This is a genomic window from Lacinutrix sp. YIN62 (assembly GCF_057219185.1).
On record NZ_JBXVVH010000026.1, the window covers coordinates 24,801 to 47,341 of the forward strand.

Here is a 22,541-nt window from a genome sequence, read left to right on the forward strand (position 1 = left end):
GAATCTTGAGATATGCTAGTAGACTTTAATACATTACCAGAAACTTCAAAAGTTTGGATTTACCAAGCAAACCGTTCTTTTTCAATAGAAGAACTTGACGAAATAAAATCAAAATTAAATACCTTTATTACAAATTGGACAGCGCACGGGAGTGATTTAAATGCGGGATACGAGATACGTTACAAACGCTTTATAATCATTGCTTTAGATCAAGATATACAAGCTGCTACAGGATGCTCAATAGATGCATCTGTACATTTTATTCAAGGCTTAGAAAAAGCCTATAATGTGGATTTAATGGATAAAATGAATGTGTCGTATAAGCAAGGAGAGTTTGTTGCTCATAAAACATTAACGGATTTTAGAACCATGGCAAAACAAAAAGCAGTTTCTAAAAACACAATCGTTTTTAATAATTTAGTTACGAATATTGCAGAGTTAAACGAAAATTGGGAAGTCCCTGCTAGTGATAGCTGGCATAATCGCTTTTTAAATTAATTTATTTTTTACACATAAAAACGAGAGCCTTGAAAAGGTTGCGTTATAATATATTTAGTTGTTTATAGGGATGGGCTTCTTTAAACAATAAACCAAAGTGCGATTTTTAAAAAAAAAACATAGAAAATATTTTTAATTTTAGAAAAGTTTTTTCTTCTTTATAAATCTATCTTAAAGTCTTTAATAATAAGAAGAAATGTGCTAATTTGGCATAGTTTTTAGTTGCGAAATAATAGAAGCAGCTAATAAAACTTATTATTTATGCGTAAACTATTATTTCTTATTGCCCTGTGTTTGATTTCAAATGTTTTAGAAGCTCAAAATGGGGAAAACCCATTATTAGCTAGAAATGTTAAAGCCCAAGAACAATGGGTCGATAGTGTTTATTCGTCCTTATCTTTAAAAGAAAAGATTGCACAGTTATATATGGTGCAAGTGTTTTCTAGTCAAACATTAAAAGAAAAAAGGAAACTTGTAAATTTAATCCAAAAATATAAAATAGGAGGCCTTATTTATTCTAAGGGTGGCCCCGTACGCCAAGCAAAATTAAATAATGAATTGCAAGCGATTTCAAAAACCCCATTATTAATAGGAATGGATGCCGAGTGGGGGTTAAGCATGCGATTAGATTCTACTTACTCCTTTCCGTGGAATATGACATTAGGCGCTATTCAAGACAATAAATTAATAGAACAAACGGGACGACAGTTAGGGGAACATTGTAAACGTTTAGGAGTGCATTTTAATTTTGCACCAGTTGTAGATATTAATACAAACCCTAAAAACCCAATAATAGGCAATCGTTCTTTTGGAGAAGATCGCGATAATGTAACAGATAAAGCTTTGGCTTTTATGAAAGGCATGCAAAGTGTTGGTGTATTAGCCAATGCGAAACATTTTCCAGGGCACGGAGATACTGAAGCCGATTCTCATAAAACACTACCCACTGTAGATTTTGATGAGGAACGCATAGATTCTATTGAGTTGTATCCCTACAAAAAACTTATAAAAGCAGGCTTGTCTAGTGTAATGGTGGCCCATTTAAATATTCCTAGTTTAGAGCCTAGAAAAGGCTATCCATCGTCTATTTCAGAGAACATAGTCACTCATATTTTAAAACAACGTCTAGGGTTTAAAGGACTTATTTTTACAGATGCTTTAACAATGAAAGGCGCCTCTAATTTTAGTGCTCCTGGAGATATTGATTTGGTGGCTTTTTTAGCGGGGAATGATGTAATGTTAATGTCTAGTGATGTTTCTGAAGGAATTAGAAAAATGACCAATGCTTATAAAGCGGGAACGATAACAGAGAAACGCTTGGCGCATTCTGTAAAAAAAGTATTGCAGGCGAAATTTAAAGCAGGCCTAAATAGATACTCCCCAGTAGGTCTTAGTCATTTAGTGAGTGATTTAAACCGCATAAAAGACAATGCGTTGTATGAATCCCTAATGGAAGAAGCTATTACAGTAGCAAGAGATGTCCGAAATACATTGCCGCTACGTCATTTAGAAACAAAAAAAATAGCCTATGTAAAATTAGGTGATGCTGAAGGGACTCCTTTTTTAAATACGCTTAAACAGTATGCGAATGTACAGGAAGTAAAAGCCGATAAGCTAGGGGACTTATTAAGTCAGCTAAAAAACTATAACACAGTTATTGTAGGGTTTCACCGTTCTAATGAAAACCCTTGGAAAGGCTATAAATTTTCAAAAAAAGAACTCCAATGGTTAAATAAAATAGCAAAGGCGAATAATGTTATTTTAGATATTTTTGTAAAGCCATATGCCTTATTAGATCTAAAATCGGTGACCAATATAGAGAGCGTGATCGTGAGCTATCAAAATAGTAAAATTGCTCAAGAAAAATCTGCACAAATTATTTTTGGTGCCTTAGGAGCAAAAGGTAAATTACCAGTTTCAGCAGGAAAATATTTTAAATTAGGAGATGGAGAATCGTACAGTTCGATAAAGCGTTTGGGTTACACTATTCCAGAGCGTGTAGGCGTGAGTTCGGAGCGGTTAAAAAAAATAGACTCAATAGCTAATTATGCTGTGAATTCTAAAATGACCCCAGGAATTCAATTGCTTGTTGCTAGAAAAGGAAAAGTAATCTATAACAAAAATTTTGGAACACATACCTACGAAAAAGAAAGCGAAAAAGTAACTTCCGAAGATATTTACGATATAGCTTCTTTAACTAAAATTGTAGCCACATTACCATTGCTAATGGAGCTTGAAGAAGATGGTATTGTTTCCTTAAATAGTAAATTATCAGCATTACTTCCTGAATACAAAAAAACGAACAAGAAAAATGTTACAATAAAAAAAATGCTGTCGCATTATGCGCGATTAAAACCTTGGATTCCCTTTTATTATGCAACTTTAGATTCTGCGACACATAAGCCATCTTCAGATTATTACAGCACAACAGAAACAGAAACATTTAATATAGAAGTCGCTAAAAATTTATACCTACGAAGTGATTATAAGGATTCAATACCAAATTTAATTAAGGATACAGAGCTCTTAAAACGACTGCGTTACCGTTATAGTGATTTACCGTATTATATTTTAAAGAAATATATTGAAGGTCATTACGACAAACCATTAAATGAGTTAGCACAAGATCACTTTTATAAATCATTAGGGGCCAATTACACAAAATATAATCCCTATAATACGGTAAGTAGCAAAAATATTATTCCTACAGAAGAGGATGATTATTTTAGATATCAAAAAATACAGGGCTATGTTCATGATATGGGGGCGGCAATGCAAGGTGGTGTCGGTGGTCATGCAGGTGTTTTTAGTAACGCAAACGATATCGCTAAAATCATGCAAATGTACTTGCAAAAAGGATTTTATGGCGGGAAACGCTATTTAAAAGCAGAAACAGTAGATAAGTTTAATACCTGCTATTATTGTAAAAATAAAGTAAGACGTGGAGTGGGCTTTGATAAGCCACAATTAAAAAAAGAAGGCCCTACTTGCGGTTGTGTTGGTAAAAGTAGTTTTGGACATTCTGGTTTTACAGGAACATACACATGGGCCGACCCCGAAAAGGAATTGGTATATGTGTTCTTAGCTAATAGAACGTATCCTAGCGCTAAAGGAAAGAATAGGTTGCTAAGAGAAGATATACGAACAAATATTCAAGAAGCAATATATGATGCTATAATTGAATAAAGAAATAAAACATAAATGAGAATAGGAATAGTATGCTACCCAACATTTGGAGGGAGTGGAGTCGTTGCTACAGAATTAGGGTTGGAGTTGTCTAAACGCGGACATAATATCCATTTTATAACATACAATCAACCGGTTAGATTGGAACTCTTAGGTAACAATGTGCATTATCATGAAGTAAATGTTCCCGAATACCCTTTATTCCATTACCAACCTTATGAGTTGGCTTTGTCTAGTAAATTAGTAGACATGGTAAAGCTTCACAAAATAGAAGTATTGCATGTGCACTATGCTATTCCGCATGCTTATGCAGCCTATATGGCTCAAAAAATTTTAAGAGAAGATAATATTTATGTGCCAATTGTAACCACATTACATGGTACAGATATTACGCTAGTGGGCAGTCATCCATTTTATAAACCAGCCGTAACTTTTAGTATAAATAAGTCTGATGCCGTAACTGCGGTATCTCAAAATTTAAAAGAGGATACCTTGCGCTTATTTGATATTAAAAATAATATCGATGTTGTTACTAACTTTATAGATTTAATAAAATTTAAACACGATTTTACAGATTGCCAACGTGGAATGATGGCTAATGAAGACGAAAAAATTATTACTCATATAAGTAATATGAGGAAAGTGAAACGTATTCCAGATGTTATTAAAACATTTTATAACATTCAAAAAGAAAGACCCGCGAAATTAATGATGGTGGGAGAAGGTCCCGAGCGTGAATTAGCAGAACGCCAATGTAGAGCGCTTGGAATTTCAGATAAAGTTGTGTTTTTTGGAAATAGTAATGAGATAGACCGCATTCTCTGTTTTACAGATTTATTTTTACTCCCAAGCGAAACGGAAAGTTTTGGGCTGTCTGCTTTAGAAGCTATGGCTTCAGGAGTTCCTGTAATATCAAGCAATACAGGTGGTATTCCAGAAGTGAACTTAGATGGCTTCTCCGGGTACTTAAGCGATGTAGGAAACGTAAAAGAAATGAGTGAAAATGCATTACGGATTTTAAATGATGATGATGTATTGGCTACTTTTAAAGAAAATGCAAAGGCACAAGCGCGTAAATTTGATATTCTTCAAATCGTTCCACAATATGAAGCGATTTACGAGGCAACATTATCTAAATGCCTCCACTTATAATAGGGTGCTTTTAAAATTATTTAATTCTAAAGTAATTTTAATATATTTTAAATATTCAAGGCGTTTTTTTGTGAAATTAATATTAAAACAATTAATAATTGTTAATTATTTTAATAACTTCCCTAGCTCAAAATGACTATACAGATGAATAGAAAATCCTTTTTAAATTTAAGCGCAAGAGCAAGTTTGTTCTTAGGTTTATCCCCAGTTATAGCTAGCTGTAAAACAGCTAAAATAGCAGATAAAGAAGCGCTTAATGAGCTGCTTTTAAAAAAGAAAGCAAAAGGAACTGTTGTAAACCTTAAAACGGAGCCTATAAGTAAAGCTAGAGTGGGTATAATAGGAATGGGAAATAGAGGCAGTGTGCTTATTCAAATGTTTGAGTATTTGATTAAGAATAATTTTGCTGAAATAGTAGCGCTTTCAGATTTGAAAGAAGATAAACTCACAAAAAATAATAACTACCTTAAAACCATTCAGTCCCAAAAGGCCGATTTATATTTTGGCGGAAAAGAGGAATGGAAAAAAGTGGCAGAACGAGAGGATATAGACCTACTTATCATTGCAACACCATGGGAATATCATACAGAAATGTCTATTTATGGCATGGAGCATGGTAAACATGTCGCTTGCGAAGTCCCTATAGCATATACATTGGAAGATTGCTGGCGTCTTATTGAAACTGCCGAGCGTACACAAAAACATTGTATGACAATGGAGAATTGTTGTTTTAATGGCGAAGAGTTGTGGGTTTTAAATATGGTGAATCAAGGAGTTTTTGGAGAGCTAAACCATGCAGAAGGTGCTTATATTCATGATTTAAGAAAACACCTGTTGGATGATGTTTATTATGAAGAGCAATGGCGTATAAAACATCATCAGGAACGCAATGGTAATTTTTATACCACGCACGGATTAGGACCTGTTAGTTTTTATATGGATATTGGTAGAGGCGATAATTATGATCACCTTGTGTCTATGAGCTCTAGGGAACAAAGCTTGTCTATGGCTGCAAAAGCACAAAACAGTACCGTTTCAAACTTTGCTTGTGGAGATATGAATACCACCTTAATACGTACCAAAAAAGGGAAAAGTATTATGCTTCAGTTTGATGTGCATACTGGGCGCCCGTATTCTAGGTTAAATACACTTACTGGTACAAAAGCGGTGCATCAAGGCTACCCTTCGCGCTTGTTTATTAATGAGCCAGAATTAAAATATTGGGGACACAATTGGCTTAAAGACGAAGCTTACAAAAAATATAGAGAACAATACGATCATCCGTTATGGAATAAATTAAAAACACAAATAGATGCTAATGCTGTAGGGCATGGCGGAATGGACTTTGTTATGATTTATAGGTTAATCCGTTGTTTAAATAAAGGGCTACCATTGGATATAAACTTATACGATGGCGTGCTTTGGAGCGCTATCACACCGCTTTCGGAAATTTCGGTAGCTAATAATAGCGCGAGCACAAAAATCCCGGACTTTACAGGAGGAACATGGAAAAACTATAGAGATCCCGAAGTTTTACGAGAAATCTAAACCGTAGGCATTATAGGTTATTTTTAGAATTTTATCATAACTCTGAGCAACACTTTCTAAAAGCTTAAATTGATTTTTACAACGCACCAAATTATGAGAATCATATTTTACTTTGTAATAAATGTTATTATTAAGGTAATCGGTTAAAAAGCGTAAGCCCATAATAAAAATAATGGTTTTAACGCCTAGCGGAAGGTATTTCACCTCTTGAGGTGTTAATATCCCTGCTGTAGAATGTGCATAGCCTTTACAAAAGGCTTCGTAATAATCCAGTTTAATAGCAATAGTATTATACCTATTGTCATCTTCTGTAGTATTAGAACATATGGATCTAATAGAATCTCCAAAATCATAATGAATAATCCCTGGCATTACGGTATCTAGATCTATTACAGCCAGTCCTTCATCTTTTTTATTAAATAAAATATTAGATAACTTAGCATCATTATGTGTTATTCTAATAGGAAACAAGCCCTTTGCTTTTAACTGTGCTAATTCAAACAGAGTAGCTTTTTGTTGGAAAGCAAAAGCAATGGCCGCTTTAGCTTTGTCTTTTCTGGCATTTGAGGCGGTGCTAAGTGCGTTTTCAAATTGAGAAAACCGTAACGGAACATCATGGAAATTAGGTAGTGTTTCTTTTATTTTATTGAATGGAAGTGTTGCTGTTAAAGACATAAAACTACCATATAATTTTGCGGCTTCAAAAACCAATGTTGTATTTGTGGCTATAGTATGCGTGTAGGAATTTGAAATAAAGGCCGTCATATTCCAATAATTTTTATTCGCATCGATATAGTAAAATAAACCGCTTTTGCTACTTATAAAGTTTAGAGTTTCATAGGGGGAATTTTGAGATTTTAAATGCTCACTAACATTAATTTTGTTAGCCATAATGTCCTCAATGTCTTTAAAAACATGAGGGTTTAATTTTTGTAAAACATAACGTTCATCTGTATTTGTAATAATTAAATACGTATCATTTATATGCCCAGAATCTAAGGTTTTTACCTTTTTTAAACCCGATGAAATACAAAATTGAGTACAAATAGCCTGTATGTTTTTAGGGATTACCATAGTGTTTCGGGGTAGATCTTTTCAGTTATAAGATGCGAAAGTGTATTTGAGGCTTCACTAAGGTCATTTTTGTATGTAATGCCAAACCATTGCGATGTGGTTGGGAGCATTTTAAAGGACATTAACGTATTCTTAATGGCATAGTTTACAAGCGTTGTTATAAAAAACTCTGAAGTATCATTGGGAGAAAGTTGCTTTAAGAAAGACTCAAATTGAGTGCTAGCAACTTCAAATATTTGTGTTGAAAACCCCCAAAAATTCATAGAAACATTAGTCTCTGGAGCGAGTGTTTTTTTTGTGTTATCAAGCGCAATATAATGAATTAAGCCAGGCTCTAATTGTTGAATTTGTGTTCGTTCATAAATACCTTTTAAAAGCCCTTCAGAAGTAACAATACATTCGCCTCTAGAGACTGTACCGTTACTAGAAAGTGTGTTTTTTAAAGGATAGCCAATAAAGAAGTTTTGAGTAATAAGCGTTTTATTAAAAAGCGCATCATGCATGGTTTTAAAAGCCGATCTACCGTAAAAATCATCCGCATTAATAAGTGCAAAATTATGAGTTACAATATGTTTCAACATTAAAAGCGCATGACCTGTGCCCCATGGTTTTTTTCGCTGCAATGTAATGTGATGCTGTTTGGGGATAGCCTGCGTATTTTGAATAACAAAGTGAACCGTAATTGTAGCGTCAAAGGTGTTTTCATAACGCGCTTTAAACGCGCTTAAGAGCGCTTCGCTTATAATAAAAATAAGGGTATTAAAACCCGCATTTAGCGCATCGTAAATCGAAAAATCAATAATTGAATAGTTGTTGGAGCTAACATAATGCAACTGTTTTACACCTCCAAAACGGGTACCTAGCCCTGCAGCCATTATAGCTAGTGCCTTTTGTTGTTTCATAGTCTACCGAGTATGTTTTACACTTAAAATTCAAATAAACAAAAAACCATTTCAATTAAGAAATGGTTTTTTGTGTATATGTAGGGGTATATAGTATTAAAATTGGTAACGAACAGCAAGGCCGAAATCAAAATCTAAATCATCATTATGATCTCCAAAACTTATTTCAGGTCTTATGTTCACAGCGATTAGTAAGGGAATATCAAAATTATATTCAATACCGATATCTCCAGCAGCAAATACAAAAGAATCATCACCTAAATCATTTTCATATTCGTAAGAGGCAAAACCACCACCGGCACCTGCGTACCAGTTAAAATTACCTTCTAAGTGCCACATCCATTGGTAAAGACCTATAAGTTTAAAGCCATCATGGTCGTCGCCAGAACGCCAGCCTAAGCCTAATTCTAAACGGTTATTTCCCGATAATGCACGTTGATACGATATCTCAGTCCCAAAGCCATCATTGCCGCCAAAACGGAGTCCGATAGCGTTTTCAGAAACCTCCTGTGCAGCTGCGCTAGTTGTAAACCCCATTATAACTAGTGCTAATAAAAATAATTTTTTCATAAATTTAGTTTTCTTATTTAATTTAAATTTAAACATTTTTATGTTAAAAAAAAAATTAACATTCTTTATTGTTGAATTTAATTTTAACTAATAAGTGTTACATCTGTACTTTCAAAAATTCTATCTGCAGAATCAGCAATAAAACCTTTAAATAAAATGCCCGCTCTCATATATCTATACGCAAATTCGTAGTAACAAGATGTTATTTCTTTTTTCTCTTCAAGAAAATCAAGGGTTATTTTGTCTGCTAATATACTAGATTGTTCTAATAATAATGTAGGATTTCCCTTAATTTCTCCTCCAGAAGTATTCATTTTAAAATTATTGTCTTTTAAAAAAATATTGACTTCATTAAGGGTTTTAAAAGTTTCTAAAGCATTTACATTTATAGTGAAATGATTAGCACAGAAGCCATTAGCGTATAACCATGCAGCATATTCAGACTCCTTTAATAGTGTGGTATATAATTCATATGAAGGGGTGCTCCATAAGCGGCCCAAAAATGGAAGTTCTGCAGCAGGGATACTATTAAAATCGATACTGTTTAAGGTGTTGTTAATTATGGATTGCGTTTCAACAGAAAATGCACTGGTAATTAACTCACTAATAAATACTAAAGGGGCTTGCTTATCTGTTTTGTGTTCAAAATGCTTTGCGTATAATTTTTTCTTAGAGAAATGGTAGTCCTTTTTATATTCATAACCATTATTAATAAATACGGTCGCTAAAACATCAATATTTACTCTAGGATCATCAAAAGTTCTAAATGCAACATGATCATTAGAGATCGTATTGCCTTGGGATTCAAATAAATGGTTTATCTTTTTTGCAGATGGAGTGCGTTCTGTGTATTCATTCCATAATTTGTTAAATAACACTGTAGTCGTCATAAAAATTATTTTTCAGCAAATTTAAATCAAATTAACCTTTATGTAGGTCTTGTATGATTACTTTTGTTTTAATTTGAATGTTATTTTTAATATTAAATAGCTATTGAATTGTTTAATGGTTAAATTGGTTTTTATAATTTATTTTTTTTGAACAGATGAGTCAACTTGATTATGTAGATAAACAGATTATATCTGCTTTAAGAACGGATGCTAGAAAAGCGTATTCTAAAATAGCCGAAGCGTTAAAGATTTCGAATTCTTTAGTGCACCAGCGTATAAAAAAAATGAAAGACGATGGCGTTATAAAAAAGGCAGATTTAATATTAGATGAACGAAAAATAGGATATAGTACAAAATCGTTTGTAGGTATTCGATTAAAAGAAGCACGATCTGCAACTCAAGTAGTAGCGTTTTTAGAACAGATTCCTGAAATAAAAGAATGCAATTACGTGTCTGGTAAATATGCTATTTTTGTATTAATTTATGCAATGGACAATGACCATTTAAGGCAAATTTTATACAATCAAATTCATGAAATTGAAGGTGTGGCGGGAACAGATTCTTTTATTTGTTTTACAACTAATTTTAATCGATCAATCCCTGTAATTTCTAAGACGGAATAATGAAAAATACTCTTTTAAAAGCATTAGCAGAAACCTTAGATGGGGCACTTCATTATGACGCTCTTATGCGTGCATTATACGCTACAGATGCATCTGTATATAGAATGTTGCCCTTGGCAGTTGCTTACCCAAAACATAATAAAGATATAAAAACGCTTGTTGCGTTTGCAAAAACACATGATACCTCGTTAATTCCTAGAACAGCAGGAACATCTTTAGCAGGGCAATGTGTTGGTAAAGGCATTGTTGTCGATGTTTCTAAGCACTTTACCAAAATAGTAGAGGTTAACGAATCTGAAATGACAGTTACCTTACAGCCAGGAGTTGTTAGAGATGAATTAAATAATTATTTAAAGCCTTTCGGTCTATTTTTTGGGCCGAATACATCGACTTCTAATCGGTGTATGATTGGTGGAATGGTAGGTAATAATTCTTCAGGTACAACGTCTATTCAGTATGGCGTTACAAGAGATAAAGTGCTGGAATTACATACCATTCTTAGCGACGGTAGTGAAGCTGTTTTTTCAGAACTAAGCGCAGCAGATTTTCAGCAGAAAAGAACACTAAAAACCTTAGAAGGTGCTATTTATAATTCTCTATATACCAGTCTTGATGTAGCAGCGACACAAAAAGAAATAAAAGCACAGTTTCCTAAACCTGAAATACACAGAAGGAGTACAGGTTATGCGGTAGATGAATTACTAAATACAAGTGTATTTTCTGAAGATGAAACACTTTTTAATATGTGTAAATTACTAACAGGAAGTGAAGGAACCCTAGCATTTACAACACAAATCACTTTAAAATTGGACCGATTACCACCTAAAGAAGGGGTAATGGTAGCTGCGCATTTTGCGAGTATTGAAAACTGTTTGAAAGCTGTAGCACCAGCAATGAAACATCATTTGTATGCCTGTGAAATGATGGATAAAACCATTTTAGATTGTACAAAACGAAATGCGACACAGCAAGCGAATAGGGCTTTTATAAAAGGCGACCCTATAGCTATTTTAATGTGTGAAGTTAGAGCAAACACCTTAGAAGAGGCTAAAATTAAAGCTGCAGCTTTAGTAAAAACTATTGACGCAACAAAATTAAGTTATGCAAACCCAATGCTTGTTGGCGACAATATTAATAAAGCAAATAACTTACGTAGTGCAGGTTTAGGTTTATTAGGAAATATTATTGGCGATAAAAAGGCGGTAGCCTGTATTGAAGATACAGCAGTAACCTTATCGGATTTATCAGATTATATTTCGGAGTTTGCGGCATTAATGAAAACGTATAACCAAGATGCTGTGTATTATGCACATGCCGGTGCAGGAGAGCTTCATTTACGGCCTATATTAGACTTAAAGCAAGAAGAAGATGTTGTGCTATTTAGAAAAATAACAACAGACGTTGCTAAACTAGTAAAAAAATATAACGGCTCTTTTAGTGGCGAGCATGGCGATGGAATTGTACGTGCCGAATTTATACCGTTAATGATTGGTAATGCTAATTATGAGCTTTTAAAGCAGGTGAAATCGGTATTCGATCCTCATAATATTTATAATCCAGGGAAAATCGTTGCGGCCTATCCTATGGATAAATCGTTACGTTATACTCCTGGAAGAAAAGCCCCAGAGATTAAAACCTTTATGGATTTTTCGGCATCTCAAGGTATTTTAAGAGAAGCCGAAAAGTGTAATGGTTCTGGAGATTGTAGAAAAACACCAGAGTTTGGAGGGACAATGTGTCCCAGTTATCGCGCAACGCGTAATGAAAAAGATACCACAAGAGCAAGAGCAAATGCATTACGAGAGTTTTTAACGCAGTCTGATAAGGTTAATAAATTTGACCAAGAAGAGTTAAAACACGTTTTCGATTTATGCTTAAGTTGTAAAGCTTGTTCTAGTGAATGTCCCAGTAGCGTTGATATTGCAAGCTTGAAAGCTGAATTTTTATACCAATATCAAAAAGCAAACGGGGTGTCTTTACGCACAAAATTATTTGCATACAACAACCAGTTAAACGACTGGGGAAGGTTGGCGCCTGGTTTTACAAATAGGATCTTTTCTAATAAAATAACAGCCGCTATTTTAAAGAAAACACTTAATGTCGCAAAAGAACGGAGTTTACCACTGCTATCAAGTAATTCTTTATATGATATATATATAAACACTAAAAAACAAGAAGTTACATCGTGTAAAATAAAAACAGTGTATTTGTTTAATGATGAGTTTACCAATCATTTAGATAGTCCTATTGGAGCAGATGCTTTAACGCTTTTAAAGGCTTTAAACTATGAGGTTAAAATAGTAAAAAACCAAGAATCAGGTCGTGCATTTCTTTCCAAAGGCCTTTTAAAACAGGCTCAAAAAGTAGCAAATGACAATGTAGCATTGTACAAAGATTTAATTTCAGAAGACACCCCTTTAATTGGCATTGAGCCCTCTGCGATATTAACTTTTAAAGATGAATATTTAAAGCTAGCCAAGGATAAGCCATCAGCAAATAAAATAGCAAAACACACTTTTTTAATAGATGCATTTATAAGCAATGAAATTGCCATAGGAAATATTAAAACAAGTCAATTTACTCAACAAGAATGTACGATTAAATTTCATGGGCATTGCCATCAAAAGGCAAAAAGTAGCCAAATACATAGTTTTAACCTGTTAAATTTGCCTAAAAATTATAAAGTAACACTAATTCCTAGTGGTTGTTGTGGTATGGCAGGGAGTTTTGGTTATGAAAAAGAACATTATGAAGTGAGTATGCAGATTGGAGAGCAAACATTATTTCCAGCGGTAAGAAAAGCCTCAGAAGCTGTTATTATCGCTGCTAACGGCACCAGTTGTAGACATCAAATAAAAGACGGAACAGGGCGGGAAGCACTGCATCCTATTTCTATTTTGAAGGCGGCATTAATTTAGTTTTTAGGCTTTAGAATTGTTATGGCAGCAATAAGGTCTTTCATATCCATATCTTTGAGGTCTTCATCTGCAAAAAAGGCAGTACGTTTATCGTTGTTATAATTATAAATTTTCCACCGTTTAAATTGGTATTCTAGTGCTGTGAAATTTTCTACCCAATCGCCAGAATTTAAATAAATAACCTCGCCTAATTTGTTTTTTTTGTGTAGCATTTTGGGTTGATGTATGTGTCCGCAAATAACATAATCATACCCTTTTTCAATTGCTAAATCGGCAGCTACATTTTCAAAATCACCTATGTACTTTACGGCACGTTTTACACTGTTTTTTATTTTTTTGGATAGCGAGAACCTTTCTTTTCCTAAATTTATCAATCCCCAATTTACTAAACGATTTATTAAGATTAGTAAATCGTAACCGTAGCCCCCTAATTTGGCGAGCCATTTGGCGTTTTGGATTGAGACATCAAAAACATCGCCGTGAAAAAACCAAGCGGTCTTACCATCAAGCTCTAAAATCTTTTTGTTTACAATAGAGATATTACCAATAGTAGTACCACTAAATCGGCGTAACATTTCATCGTGATTTCCTGTAATATAAATAACATCTACACCCTCTGAAGCAAAATCCATTATTTTTTTTATAACCTGTAGGTGAGCTTTCGGAAAATAACGCTTATTAAACTGCCAAATATCTATAATATCACCATTTAGAATGAGTTTTTTAGGGGCAATACTATTTAGATAAGTTAGTAGCTGCTTGGCATGACATCCAAAGGTGCCTAAATGTACATCGGAAATAACAGCAATTTCTATTTTACGTTTTAGTTTCAATGTGTGTGTGTTTTATCATTACAAAGAACACACACTAATATTACTTAAACATTAGCAGTTAATTATCATATCTATAAGTAATTGTAAACTAATTGTTTATTAAAAAAAAGGAGCTAGGAGAAAATAAAAGGAAGTACAACCTACTCACTAATTGTATAAGTTGTTAAATTTTGTGTGTTTGTGGTCGCACCAGCAGTCGGTAAACCTTCTAAATCAATACCTTGAGCTTCCAGTGCCGCTATCGCTATTGCACTAAGCGTATAGTTCATGTTTGTTTCAGCATGTACTAAACCAATATTTTTAGCGAAATAACTAGTTACAACAATAACGTCTTGTGGTTCTATAATAGTTAAATTTACAGGGAAACCACCAACCACTAATGCAGTAGTAGCATTTAAATTTACCTTTAGGCTTGATGAAATAACATCGTTATAAGTATCGCCATTAAACTCTATAGTTTCTATATATCCCAGAGCTGTTGTAGATAACGTATAATTTACAGTTAACGGGAAACTGTTAAAATCTTCTTCTATAGTGTTACTATCACTAGATAATACGGTACCATTGGCCGCATTAGTTTGATAAAGTTTAATGTTGTTTAATTCAATATCTAAAGCCAATAAATCGCCAATAGGTGCTGGTAAACCCAGTGTGCCATTTAAAGTTAATGCTGTCGTTGTTCGCGATAATGCCGTAGCCGTTAATAAACCATTCACAAAGCCATTTGCAAGAGTGTTATTATTTGCTTCTAATTCAAATAGCTCGTCTGTTTCGTTTACCACATAGAGGTTATCTGTAGTGGTCGTTAATGCATTAGTGACCGTGTTATTATTGGAAATGGTATACTCCCATGAACTGTCTAGAGTAGAAGGGAAGTAGTTACCGTTTATAGTTGTGGTATCTAGGTTCGATATAGAGGCGTCGTCATCTTTAGAGCAAGACATAACCATTAATAAGGCAAGAAATAGTAAATTAGGGACTTTATAGTATTTCATAAAAACAATAATTATATAAACGCACTAAATTAGTTTATTTTTAGTTAAAAAGGATAAACTTAAAGTACAATTTTTGTTTTTGTGATATAACATTTACATTAGCACAAAAATAGATCGTATGGCAGGAAATTCCTTTGGAAAGTTATTTAACCTTACCACATTTGGCGAGTCACATGGGGTCGCTATAGGTGGCGTTATAGAAGGATGTCCTTCTGGGGTTGTTATTGATTTTGAGTCTATTCAAAATGAAATGAATAGACGTAAACCTGGGCAATCTGCAATAGTTACGCAACGAAAGGAACCCGATGAAGTCAAATTTCTATCTGGAATCTTCGAAGGCAAAACAACAGGAGCCCCGATTGGGTTTATTATTGAAAATGCAAATCAGAAATCTAAGGACTATTCACATATAAAGGACACCTATAGACCAAGTCACGCCGATTATGTTTACGATAAAAAATATGGCCATCGAGACCATAGAGGTGGTGGACGAAGTTCTGCTAGAGAAACCGCGAGTAGAGTCGTTGCTGGCGCTATTGCTAAGCAAGTACTAAAAGGCATTAAAATAAATGCATTTACCTCTTCTGTTGGTGCTATTTTTATAGACAAACCTTATCAAGATTTAGATTTTTCTAAAATAGAATCTAATGCCGTTAGATGTCCTGATCCTGAAACTGCAAAACTAATGATTGAGCGTATTAAGGCGATTCGTAAAGAAGGGGATACTATAGGTGGTACAATTACGTGTGTTATTCAAAATGTTCCAATAGGATTAGGAGAACCTGTATTCGATAAACTACATGCTAATTTAGGAAAGGCGATGCTTTCGATAAATGCGGTTAAAGGATTTGAATACGGTAGCGGATTTTGTGGCGCTAAAATGAAAGGTAGTGACCATAATGATTTGTTTAACCCAAACGGCACTACAAAAACAAACCTTTCTGGTGGTATTCAAGGCGGTATTAGCAACGGTATGGATATTTATTTCCGCGTAGCGTTTAAGCCCGTTGCAACTATTATGCAAGAACAAGACGCATTAGATAAAGCAGGAAACATTGTTAAAATGCAAGGAAAAGGACGCCATGACCCTTGTGTTGTACCAAGAGCAGTACCTATAGTAGAAGCTATGGCAGCATTGGTACTTGCCGATATGCATTTATTGAATAAAATGTATTGATCTGCTTTTCTAATGAAAGGGCTTGTGCTTTTAGTAGACCAAATTAAAGGCGGTTTATTTCATTTTTAATAATGAACCCATTTAAAGACAAAGACTAACAAATAAAATAGCGTTCCATTTTATATGGAATAAAAATAAATTTTTAATGAAGAAAATCGCATTACACTGGAAAATAATAATAGGAATGATACTAGGGATCATTTTTGGGTTTATCATGAATACCGTTGATGGTAAGGGGTTTGTATCCGATTGGATTGCGCCTTTTGGTAAAATATTTATAAACCTATTAAAGCTTATTGCGGTGCCATTAATATTAGCATCACTAATTAAAGGGGTTTCCGATTTAAAAGATATTTCCAAAATTAAAACAATGGGATTGCGAACCATTGTTATTTATATAGGAACCACTTTAGTGGCTATTATTATAGGGCTTACCATCGTAAATACAGTACAGCCAGGAACAGGCATGTCTCAAGAGACCATTGAGAAAATAAAAGTGAAGTACGAAAATGATGCTGGTGTTACAGATAAATTAATGAAAGCCAGTGCACAAAAAGATGCTGGACCACTACAAGCATTAGTCGATATTTTTCCAAGTAATATATTTAAAGCCTTAGGAAATGCAAAAATGTTACAAGTTATTTTCTTTGCACTTTTTGTAGGAATTTGTCTATTGCTAATCCCAGAGAAAAAAGCAAAGCCTCTAGTGAACTTTTTCGATTCCCTAAACGAAGTTGTTATGAAAATGGTCGATTTAATAATGTTATTTGCCCCTTATGCAGTATTTGCTTTAATGGCCAACGTTATTGTTGCTTTTGATGACACAGCGATTCTTATAAAACTCCTTTGGTATGCCGGTTGTGTGGTCCTTGGATTGGCCTTAATGATTGGGTTTTATTTACTATTAATAAAAGTATATACTAAAAAATCACCCTTGTGGTTTTTAAAACAAATAAGCCCAGCGCAATTATTGGCTTTTTCAACCAGTTCTAGTGCTGCAACCTTACCCGTAACTATGGAACGTGTAGAAGAACATCTTGGTGTCGATAAAGAGGTTTCTGGATTTGTATTGCCTGTTGGTGCTACTGTAAATATGGACGGAACCAGTTTGTATCAAGGCATAGCTGCCGTCTTTATTATGCAAGTTATTTGGCCAGAAGGCTTAACTTTTACAAATCAATTGGTTATTATAGCAACAGCTTTATTAGCTTCTATAGGAAGCGCAGCAGTACCTAGTGCAGGTATGGTTATGCTAGTTATTGTATTAGAATCTATAGGATTTCCTGCAGAATTATTACCAATAGGATTGGCATTAATTTTTGCTGTAGATAGACCGTTAGACATGTGTAGAACTGTAGTTAACGTTACTGGAGATGCTACTGTATCTATGCTGGTAGCTAAATCTTTAGGAAAACTACACGATCCAAAACCAAAAGAATGGGATGATAATTATTCCAAGGAATAAATACACTAAAAGTTAATTTTTATTCCTATTTTTATGATAACCAACTAATTATAGGAATATGAATGTTTGCTTTTTAATGTATCCTTGGGAAGATATAGAACCAGAAAAGGATTCAAGTCTCGCTTTAATCAAAGAATGTGTAAAACGAAAGCATGGAGTTGCTTTATGTTCTCCTGCAAATCTAACAATACGCAATAGTGTTACTAATGCCTTTTGTACTGTTATAGACAAAATGGATAAGGTACCACCCACATTAAAAGCGTTTCATAAAAAAGTAGTGCCCCGGGAAGAAATGTTACCACTGGCTGGATTCGATGTTATCTTTTTTAGAGCTAATCCGCCCTTAGACCCTATTATGCTTAATTTTTTAGATTCGGTTAAGGATGATGTGTTTATTATGAATTCCTTACAAGGAATGCGGGAGGCCAATAATAAGTTATATACCGCTGTTTTTGGAGATATTCATAGTAATATTATCCCCAATACACATGTCTCTAAAAATAAAAAATACTTAATTCAACAAATAAAAGAGTCTAAAGCCGATAAAATGATCCTAAAACCACTAAATGGTTTTGGAGGCTCTGGCGTTATCTTAATAGAGAAACGCGCGATGAGCAATATAAATTCGTTACTAGATTTTTATATCGATAATAATAATGGGGCCTCTAATTATGTAATCCTTCAAGATTATATAGAAGGCGCAGACAAAGGCGATGTGCGTATATTAATGCTTAATGGAGAACCCTTAGGGGCAATGAAACGCGTTCCTGGAAGCGATGATCACCGTTCTAATGTTTCTGCTGGAGGTACTGTACATAAACATACCTTAACTAAAGTTGAAAAAGATTTATGTAAGCAAATTGGACCTAAACTGGTAAAGGACGGCTTGTTTTTTGTTGGACTAGATGTTATTGGTGGTAAGCTAGTAGAAGTTAACGTTATGTCGCCAGGGGGCATTATTAATATTAACAAAGTAGGCAAAAATAAATTTAAAGTAGAAGAAAAAGTTATTGATTTTCTAGAAAGTAAAGTCCTAGATAAACTGGAAGCTTTTAACAGACGCTCACGGTTGCGGAAGACTGTTGAAGAAGCTTAATTGTAACAATGAGAATCGCGTTTAGATTGTGCTTGTTTTGTAACATCACAAAATAAAGGTTAATTTTATTTATATTATGATTTTACTTCCTAAAATAGAACTTGAGAAGCCAATTATTTCTGTAAAAAGATTAAAAAGGCTATTAGAGATAGAAAATGTAGTAATACTAGATGCGAGCATCTCTAAGGTGACAGCACCAAATATAACTCACGCTGAACGGCAAATACCTAATGCTCTTTTTTTTGATATAAAACAGGTATTTAGTGATCCTTCCGGAACATTTCCTAACAGTTTCCCATTACAAACTCAATTTGAAGAAGGAGTAAGGGCACTAGGTATAAATAATAACAGTACAATAGTTATTTACGACGATAAAGGTATTTATTCCAGTGCCAGAGCTTGGTGGCTGTTTAAAACATTTGGGTTTACTAAGGTTACAGTGTTAAATGGTGGCCTTCCAGAATGGCAACGTTTAGGCTATAAAACAGAAGCCAAACAAAATAATAAAAGCCTCCTTTATGGAGATTTTAAGGCACAATTTAACCGCGAAAACATAGTTTATTTTTCCGAAATAGAACAGCTTTCAAAGGCCACTCGGGTGTCTATCGTTGATGCACGATCTTCTAAACGGTTCTATTGTGAAATCCCAGAACCGCGAGTAGGCTTACGAAGCGGAAGCATTCCAAACTCTAAAAACCTCCCATTTACAAGCTGTATAGAAAATGGGAAATTAAAATCGAAAACAGCATTACAAAATATATTTAAAGAACAGTTCCCTATAGAGAATACACTTGTTTTTACTTGTGGGTCTGGTATTACTGCTTGTATCTTGGACTTAGCAGCCACAGTTGCTGGTTATCAAGAGACACGCGTTTATGATGGCTCCTGGACAGAATACGGAAGTTTAACAACATTGTAAATAAATGCAAAAATTAAGTATAGAAGATATTATCGCTAGGATTGAAGCAGAAGCAACCTTTCATGCGGTTGCAGAGGACTATTCTTTTACTTTAAAACTAGAGAAATATGTGCCATATGTTTGTGGCGCAATACATGATGGGCACCAGTTTAGAAAATCGCTATGGGATAACTGTTTACATACAGAATACGAGCGTTGGTACGAAGAAGATCCAGAAACCAAGGATATGGTCATTTCACACCCTATAGTTATTGCCGGTCGTGACTCGCGTTTCGAGTACGATTTAAACCGAATGCCAGAGGAGGCAGTCTACACGAGTGCTTGGGGGAAACAATTATGGAAAACTCCTTTGCCAGAAACAGAAAAACAATTCTCATTAGCTAAACATGCCGCTTTTTATAAAGTGATATTTGCACTAATACAAAAAATAGAGTCCAAATTTGGAATGGCTATAGTGTACGATATGCACAGTTATAATTGGAAACGATGGCAACGAAAAGTCCCTGTATGGAACCTTGGAACAAGCAATATAGACCAAAAACGTTTTGCAATAGCTATAGTCGAATGGCAGCAATGTTTAAAAGACTTGAAATTGCCAAATAACATAAAATCAACAGCTAAGATAAATGATACTTTTAAAGGCAATGGTTATTTTTTAAAATTCATTTCGCAAAACTTTAAAAATACCTTAGTTTTGGCTACTGAAATGGCAAAGGTATATTGCGACGAATATGGTAACATAATATACCCAGAAGTAATTGCAGCTGTAGAGCTTCAACTTAGAGAATGTATGGTAACACATACAAATGCCTTTTTAAAAAGACATTTATAACTATGAATATTGATGAAGATCTAGCGAATCCCTATAAGGAGCTATTTAAAATAGATAAAAAGTTAGACCAACTAACGCAAAAGATCCAAATTCTCAATTATATAAACCCATTGAATATAGTAGAAGAAAAGACACGTTTTTTTTCTTCACGATATAACTATTCACCACAATTTCATTATCCTGAAGTAAAATTTGATACGGCTAAGTTGTATAAAAAGATACGAGCGATTGATTTAGAGGGAATAAAAGATGACGATATAAAAAAACTGTACCAGGACATTATATTTGAATATGCTGGTATTATTGAATGTATTGAAAATATTGGCCAAGGCAAAGCATTTTATAACAAAAGCTTAGCGGTTTTTAAAACACCAACAGTACAAGACATAGACAACGCAAAAAGGATATTAAATTTTGAAAGCTCTAATCTAGAGGAACATTTGCCCATGTATAGCGCAGATGATGCCATAGCTTATTTTGAAACCTATGCCCAACGCTATGGTTTTAAATTCACGATTAAAAAGTCTACAAAACTATCTGCTATGGCAATGGTATTAAATAAACAAAAGACATTAGTCATACAGAAAAACTATAAATACAGTAAAAATGAATTAAAAGTGTTAGCCAATCATGAAATTGGAGTACACCTCGTAACAACTTTTAATGCCTTAGAGCAACCCTTACATATTTTTTGGAGTGGTTTTCCTAAAAATGTAGAAACACAAGAAGGCCTAGCAGTGTATTCAGAATATATGTCGGACTGCTTAACGCTAACACGCTTAAGAGAATTAGCCTATAGAGTGATTGCTACCGATACGTTAGCAAAAGGCTTTAATTTTGAAATGACCTTCGATTTACTATATAAGGAATATAAACTAAATAGAGACGATGCTTTTGGAATCACCGTACGAATCCATAGAGGTGGCGGTTTCACAAAAGATTATTTATACCTAACAGGTTTAAATAAAGTCTATCAGTATGCCAAAAATAAGAAAGATCTTAAAGTATTACTCACAGGGAAAGTTACTCTAGAGTATAAAGAGGTTATAAAAAAAATGCAGAGACTCGGTTTAGCTAAACCTAATAAGTATTTTACAGAAGCATATTATAAGAATAGTAATTCTAATACCGATTTTGATTCTATTTTAAACAACTTAATATAAGTAGAGCTAATCAAATGTGTTTTAATTTAAAAGGGGCATCAAAATAGTCTATTTTACATAATAAAAATTATAGTACATTCATATAGCAAATTGGCGGATGCTTGCATTTTACATAATTGCAGATATAATAACACGCTAGTGTTTTATATCGACAGCCATTATGTAAAAGCTAATTTGTGGCTTCGTTAGAATAATTTAGATGTGTAGCTATAATGTTATATTATGTAAAATATCCCAGAGTGTTTATTGTGCATTATAATATTTATTGTTTGGGTCATTAAACTTCATCGTTTTGCTTCTCGTTTAATTTTAATATTCTGTACAATCCTTCAACATTTTTTAAATACGCGATTCTCAAGAAACTTCAGAACTAAATAAGTGTACTATAATTAGTCGCTATGTAAAATTGCCGCGCCCAACCGCTTTATTGTTTTTAAAAAATTAAATGCTTTATGGCATTTAATTTTAAACTCAATTTCCAACCGCTTTGCCAGCGCCAAAAAAAGCTAACCTTTTTGCTATTAATAAAAATCGCGTATTCGATAAAATGTACGTAATAAAAAATTTTAGACGATTCTCGTAAGCTTGCCACAACAGCATAAATTTTAAGAAATCGACTTTTTACGAGATTCACGAACACATTTGAAGTTTCTGCAAATAATTAAAGATGTGAGTAAAAATAAAATTCTATGCACTTGTT

General features: G+C 33.9%; 18 protein-coding genes. 12 read left to right on the plus strand and 6 right to left on the minus strand.

All coding sequences use genetic code 11. The features are described 5' to 3' along the window. Positions 1-12: 12 nt before the first annotated feature. From AC2D8I_RS14505 to AC2D8I_RS14520, 4 genes are all read left to right on the plus strand, one after another. Complete coding sequence (locus tag AC2D8I_RS14505; RefSeq protein WP_484706747.1) at positions 13-498, plus strand: ABC transporter ATPase; 486 nt, start codon at positions 13-15, stop codon at positions 496-498. A 261-nt stretch (positions 499-759) separates the two neighbouring features. Further along, entirely contained in the window at positions 760-3,684 is a 2,925-nt protein-coding gene (locus AC2D8I_RS14510) for a serine hydrolase domain-containing protein (RefSeq protein WP_484706748.1), read from the plus strand. Positions 3,685-3,699: 15 nt separating this feature from the next. Further along, a complete protein-coding gene (bshA, locus tag AC2D8I_RS14515; protein WP_484706749.1) occupies positions 3,700-4,836 on the plus strand; it encodes an N-acetyl-alpha-D-glucosaminyl L-malate synthase BshA in 1,137 nt (378 codons plus the stop codon). Between the two features lie 144 nt (positions 4,837-4,980). Further along, positions 4,981-6,384, plus strand: coding sequence for a Gfo/Idh/MocA family protein (locus AC2D8I_RS14520; protein ID WP_484706750.1), 1,404 nt, complete (start codon positions 4,981-4,983; stop codon positions 6,382-6,384). Here the strand turns inward: AC2D8I_RS14520 and AC2D8I_RS14525 are convergent. The 4 genes from AC2D8I_RS14525 to AC2D8I_RS14540 form a co-directional block, all read right to left on the minus strand. Then, a complete protein-coding gene (locus tag AC2D8I_RS14525; RefSeq protein WP_484706751.1) occupies positions 6,370-7,458 on the minus strand; it encodes a phosphotransferase enzyme family protein in 1,089 nt (362 codons plus the stop codon). The genes AC2D8I_RS14520 and AC2D8I_RS14525 overlap by 15 nt on opposite strands. After that, entirely contained in the window at positions 7,452-8,360 is a 909-nt protein-coding gene (locus AC2D8I_RS14530; RefSeq protein ID WP_484706752.1) for a sugar phosphate nucleotidyltransferase, read from the minus strand. Before AC2D8I_RS14530 ends, AC2D8I_RS14525 begins: the two co-directional genes overlap by 7 nt. Before the next feature lie 96 nt (positions 8,361-8,456). After that, positions 8,457-8,930, minus strand: a complete 474-nt coding sequence (locus AC2D8I_RS14535; RefSeq protein WP_484706753.1) for a hypothetical protein — start codon at positions 8,928-8,930, stop codon at positions 8,457-8,459. A gap of 83 nt (positions 8,931-9,013) precedes the next feature. Continuing rightward, positions 9,014-9,820: a 2-oxoadipate dioxygenase/decarboxylase family protein gene (locus AC2D8I_RS14540; protein WP_484706754.1), complete on the minus strand. Its 807-nt coding sequence runs from the start codon at positions 9,818-9,820 to the stop codon at positions 9,014-9,016. 155 nt (positions 9,821-9,975) lie between these two features. Here AC2D8I_RS14540 and AC2D8I_RS14545 point away from each other — a divergent pair, with 155 nt between their 5' ends. Together AC2D8I_RS14545 and AC2D8I_RS14550 are read left to right on the plus strand one after the other, a co-directional pair. Beyond that, positions 9,976-10,443, plus strand: coding sequence for an Lrp/AsnC family transcriptional regulator (locus AC2D8I_RS14545; protein ID WP_484706756.1), 468 nt, complete (start codon positions 9,976-9,978; stop codon positions 10,441-10,443). Next, complete coding sequence (locus tag AC2D8I_RS14550) at positions 10,443-13,361, plus strand: FAD-binding and (Fe-S)-binding domain-containing protein (protein ID WP_484706757.1); 2,919 nt, start codon at positions 10,443-10,445, stop codon at positions 13,359-13,361. The genes AC2D8I_RS14545 and AC2D8I_RS14550 overlap by 1 nt, the downstream gene beginning before the upstream one ends. On the opposite strand, the gene AC2D8I_RS14555 is transcribed toward AC2D8I_RS14550, so the two are convergent. Next, a complete protein-coding gene (locus AC2D8I_RS14555; protein WP_484706758.1) occupies positions 13,358-14,194 on the minus strand; it encodes a UDP-2,3-diacylglucosamine diphosphatase in 837 nt (278 codons plus the stop codon). The two genes, AC2D8I_RS14550 and AC2D8I_RS14555, sit on opposite strands and share 4 nt — an antisense overlap. 140 nt (positions 14,195-14,334) lie before the next feature. Then, the gene (locus AC2D8I_RS14560; RefSeq protein ID WP_484706759.1) at positions 14,335-15,189 is read right to left on the minus strand and encodes a hypothetical protein; all 855 of its coding nucleotides are present in this window, start codon (positions 15,187-15,189) and stop codon (positions 14,335-14,337) included. 118 nt (positions 15,190-15,307) lie between these two features. On the opposite strand from AC2D8I_RS14560, the gene aroC reads away from it, so the two are divergent. From aroC to AC2D8I_RS14590, 6 genes are all read left to right on the plus strand, one after another. Continuing rightward, complete coding sequence (gene aroC / locus AC2D8I_RS14565) at positions 15,308-16,366, plus strand: chorismate synthase (protein WP_484706760.1); 1,059 nt, start codon at positions 15,308-15,310, stop codon at positions 16,364-16,366. Positions 16,367-16,511: 145 nt separating this feature from the next. Next, complete coding sequence (locus AC2D8I_RS14570) at positions 16,512-17,831, plus strand: dicarboxylate/amino acid:cation symporter (RefSeq protein ID WP_484706761.1); 1,320 nt, start codon at positions 16,512-16,514, stop codon at positions 17,829-17,831. 58 nt (positions 17,832-17,889) lie between these two features. After that, complete coding sequence (gene gshB / locus AC2D8I_RS14575; RefSeq protein WP_484706762.1) at positions 17,890-18,927, plus strand: glutathione synthase; 1,038 nt, start codon at positions 17,890-17,892, stop codon at positions 18,925-18,927. A 76-nt stretch (positions 18,928-19,003) separates the two neighbouring features. Then, positions 19,004-19,846, plus strand: coding sequence for a sulfurtransferase (locus AC2D8I_RS14580; protein ID WP_484706763.1), 843 nt, complete (start codon positions 19,004-19,006; stop codon positions 19,844-19,846). Positions 19,847-19,850: 4 nt separating this feature from the next. After that, positions 19,851-20,678, plus strand: a complete 828-nt coding sequence (locus AC2D8I_RS14585; RefSeq protein ID WP_484706765.1) for an N-formylglutamate amidohydrolase — start codon at positions 19,851-19,853, stop codon at positions 20,676-20,678. 2 nt (positions 20,679-20,680) lie between these two features. Next, complete coding sequence (locus tag AC2D8I_RS14590) at positions 20,681-21,841, plus strand: peptidase MATCAP family protein (protein WP_484706766.1); 1,161 nt, start codon at positions 20,681-20,683, stop codon at positions 21,839-21,841. Positions 21,842-22,541: the final 700 nt, after the last annotated feature.

Bases quoted from the DNA above. Each gene is read 5' to 3' on its own strand.
- AC2D8I_RS14505 (WP_484706747.1), top strand. From the start codon at position 13: ATGCTAGTAGACTTTAATACATTACCAGAAACTTCAAAAGTTTGGATT.
- AC2D8I_RS14510 (WP_484706748.1), top strand. From the start codon at position 760: ATGCGTAAACTATTATTTCTTATTGCCCTGTGTTTGATTTCAAATGTT.
- bshA (WP_484706749.1), top strand. From the start codon at position 3,700: ATGAGAATAGGAATAGTATGCTACCCAACATTTGGAGGGAGTGGAGTC.
- AC2D8I_RS14520 (WP_484706750.1), top strand. From the start codon at position 4,981: ATGAATAGAAAATCCTTTTTAAATTTAAGCGCAAGAGCAAGTTTGTTC.
- AC2D8I_RS14525 (WP_484706751.1), bottom strand. From the start codon at position 7,458: ATGGTAATCCCTAAAAACATACAGGCTATTTGTACTCAATTTTGTATT.
- AC2D8I_RS14530 (WP_484706752.1), bottom strand. From the start codon at position 8,360: ATGAAACAACAAAAGGCACTAGCTATAATGGCTGCAGGGCTAGGTACC.
- AC2D8I_RS14535 (WP_484706753.1), bottom strand. From the start codon at position 8,930: ATGAAAAAATTATTTTTATTAGCACTAGTTATAATGGGGTTTACAACT.
- AC2D8I_RS14540 (WP_484706754.1), bottom strand. From the start codon at position 9,820: ATGACGACTACAGTGTTATTTAACAAATTATGGAATGAATACACAGAA.
- AC2D8I_RS14545 (WP_484706756.1), top strand. From the start codon at position 9,976: ATGAGTCAACTTGATTATGTAGATAAACAGATTATATCTGCTTTAAGA.
- AC2D8I_RS14550 (WP_484706757.1), top strand. From the start codon at position 10,443: ATGAAAAATACTCTTTTAAAAGCATTAGCAGAAACCTTAGATGGGGCA.
- AC2D8I_RS14560 (WP_484706759.1), bottom strand. From the start codon at position 15,189: ATGAAATACTATAAAGTCCCTAATTTACTATTTCTTGCCTTATTAATG.
- aroC (WP_484706760.1), top strand. From the start codon at position 15,308: ATGGCAGGAAATTCCTTTGGAAAGTTATTTAACCTTACCACATTTGGC.
- AC2D8I_RS14570 (WP_484706761.1), top strand. From the start codon at position 16,512: ATGAAGAAAATCGCATTACACTGGAAAATAATAATAGGAATGATACTA.
- gshB (WP_484706762.1), top strand. From the start codon at position 17,890: ATGAATGTTTGCTTTTTAATGTATCCTTGGGAAGATATAGAACCAGAA.
- AC2D8I_RS14580 (WP_484706763.1), top strand. From the start codon at position 19,004: ATGATTTTACTTCCTAAAATAGAACTTGAGAAGCCAATTATTTCTGTA.
- AC2D8I_RS14585 (WP_484706765.1), top strand. From the start codon at position 19,851: ATGCAAAAATTAAGTATAGAAGATATTATCGCTAGGATTGAAGCAGAA.
- AC2D8I_RS14590 (WP_484706766.1), top strand. From the start codon at position 20,681: ATGAATATTGATGAAGATCTAGCGAATCCCTATAAGGAGCTATTTAAA.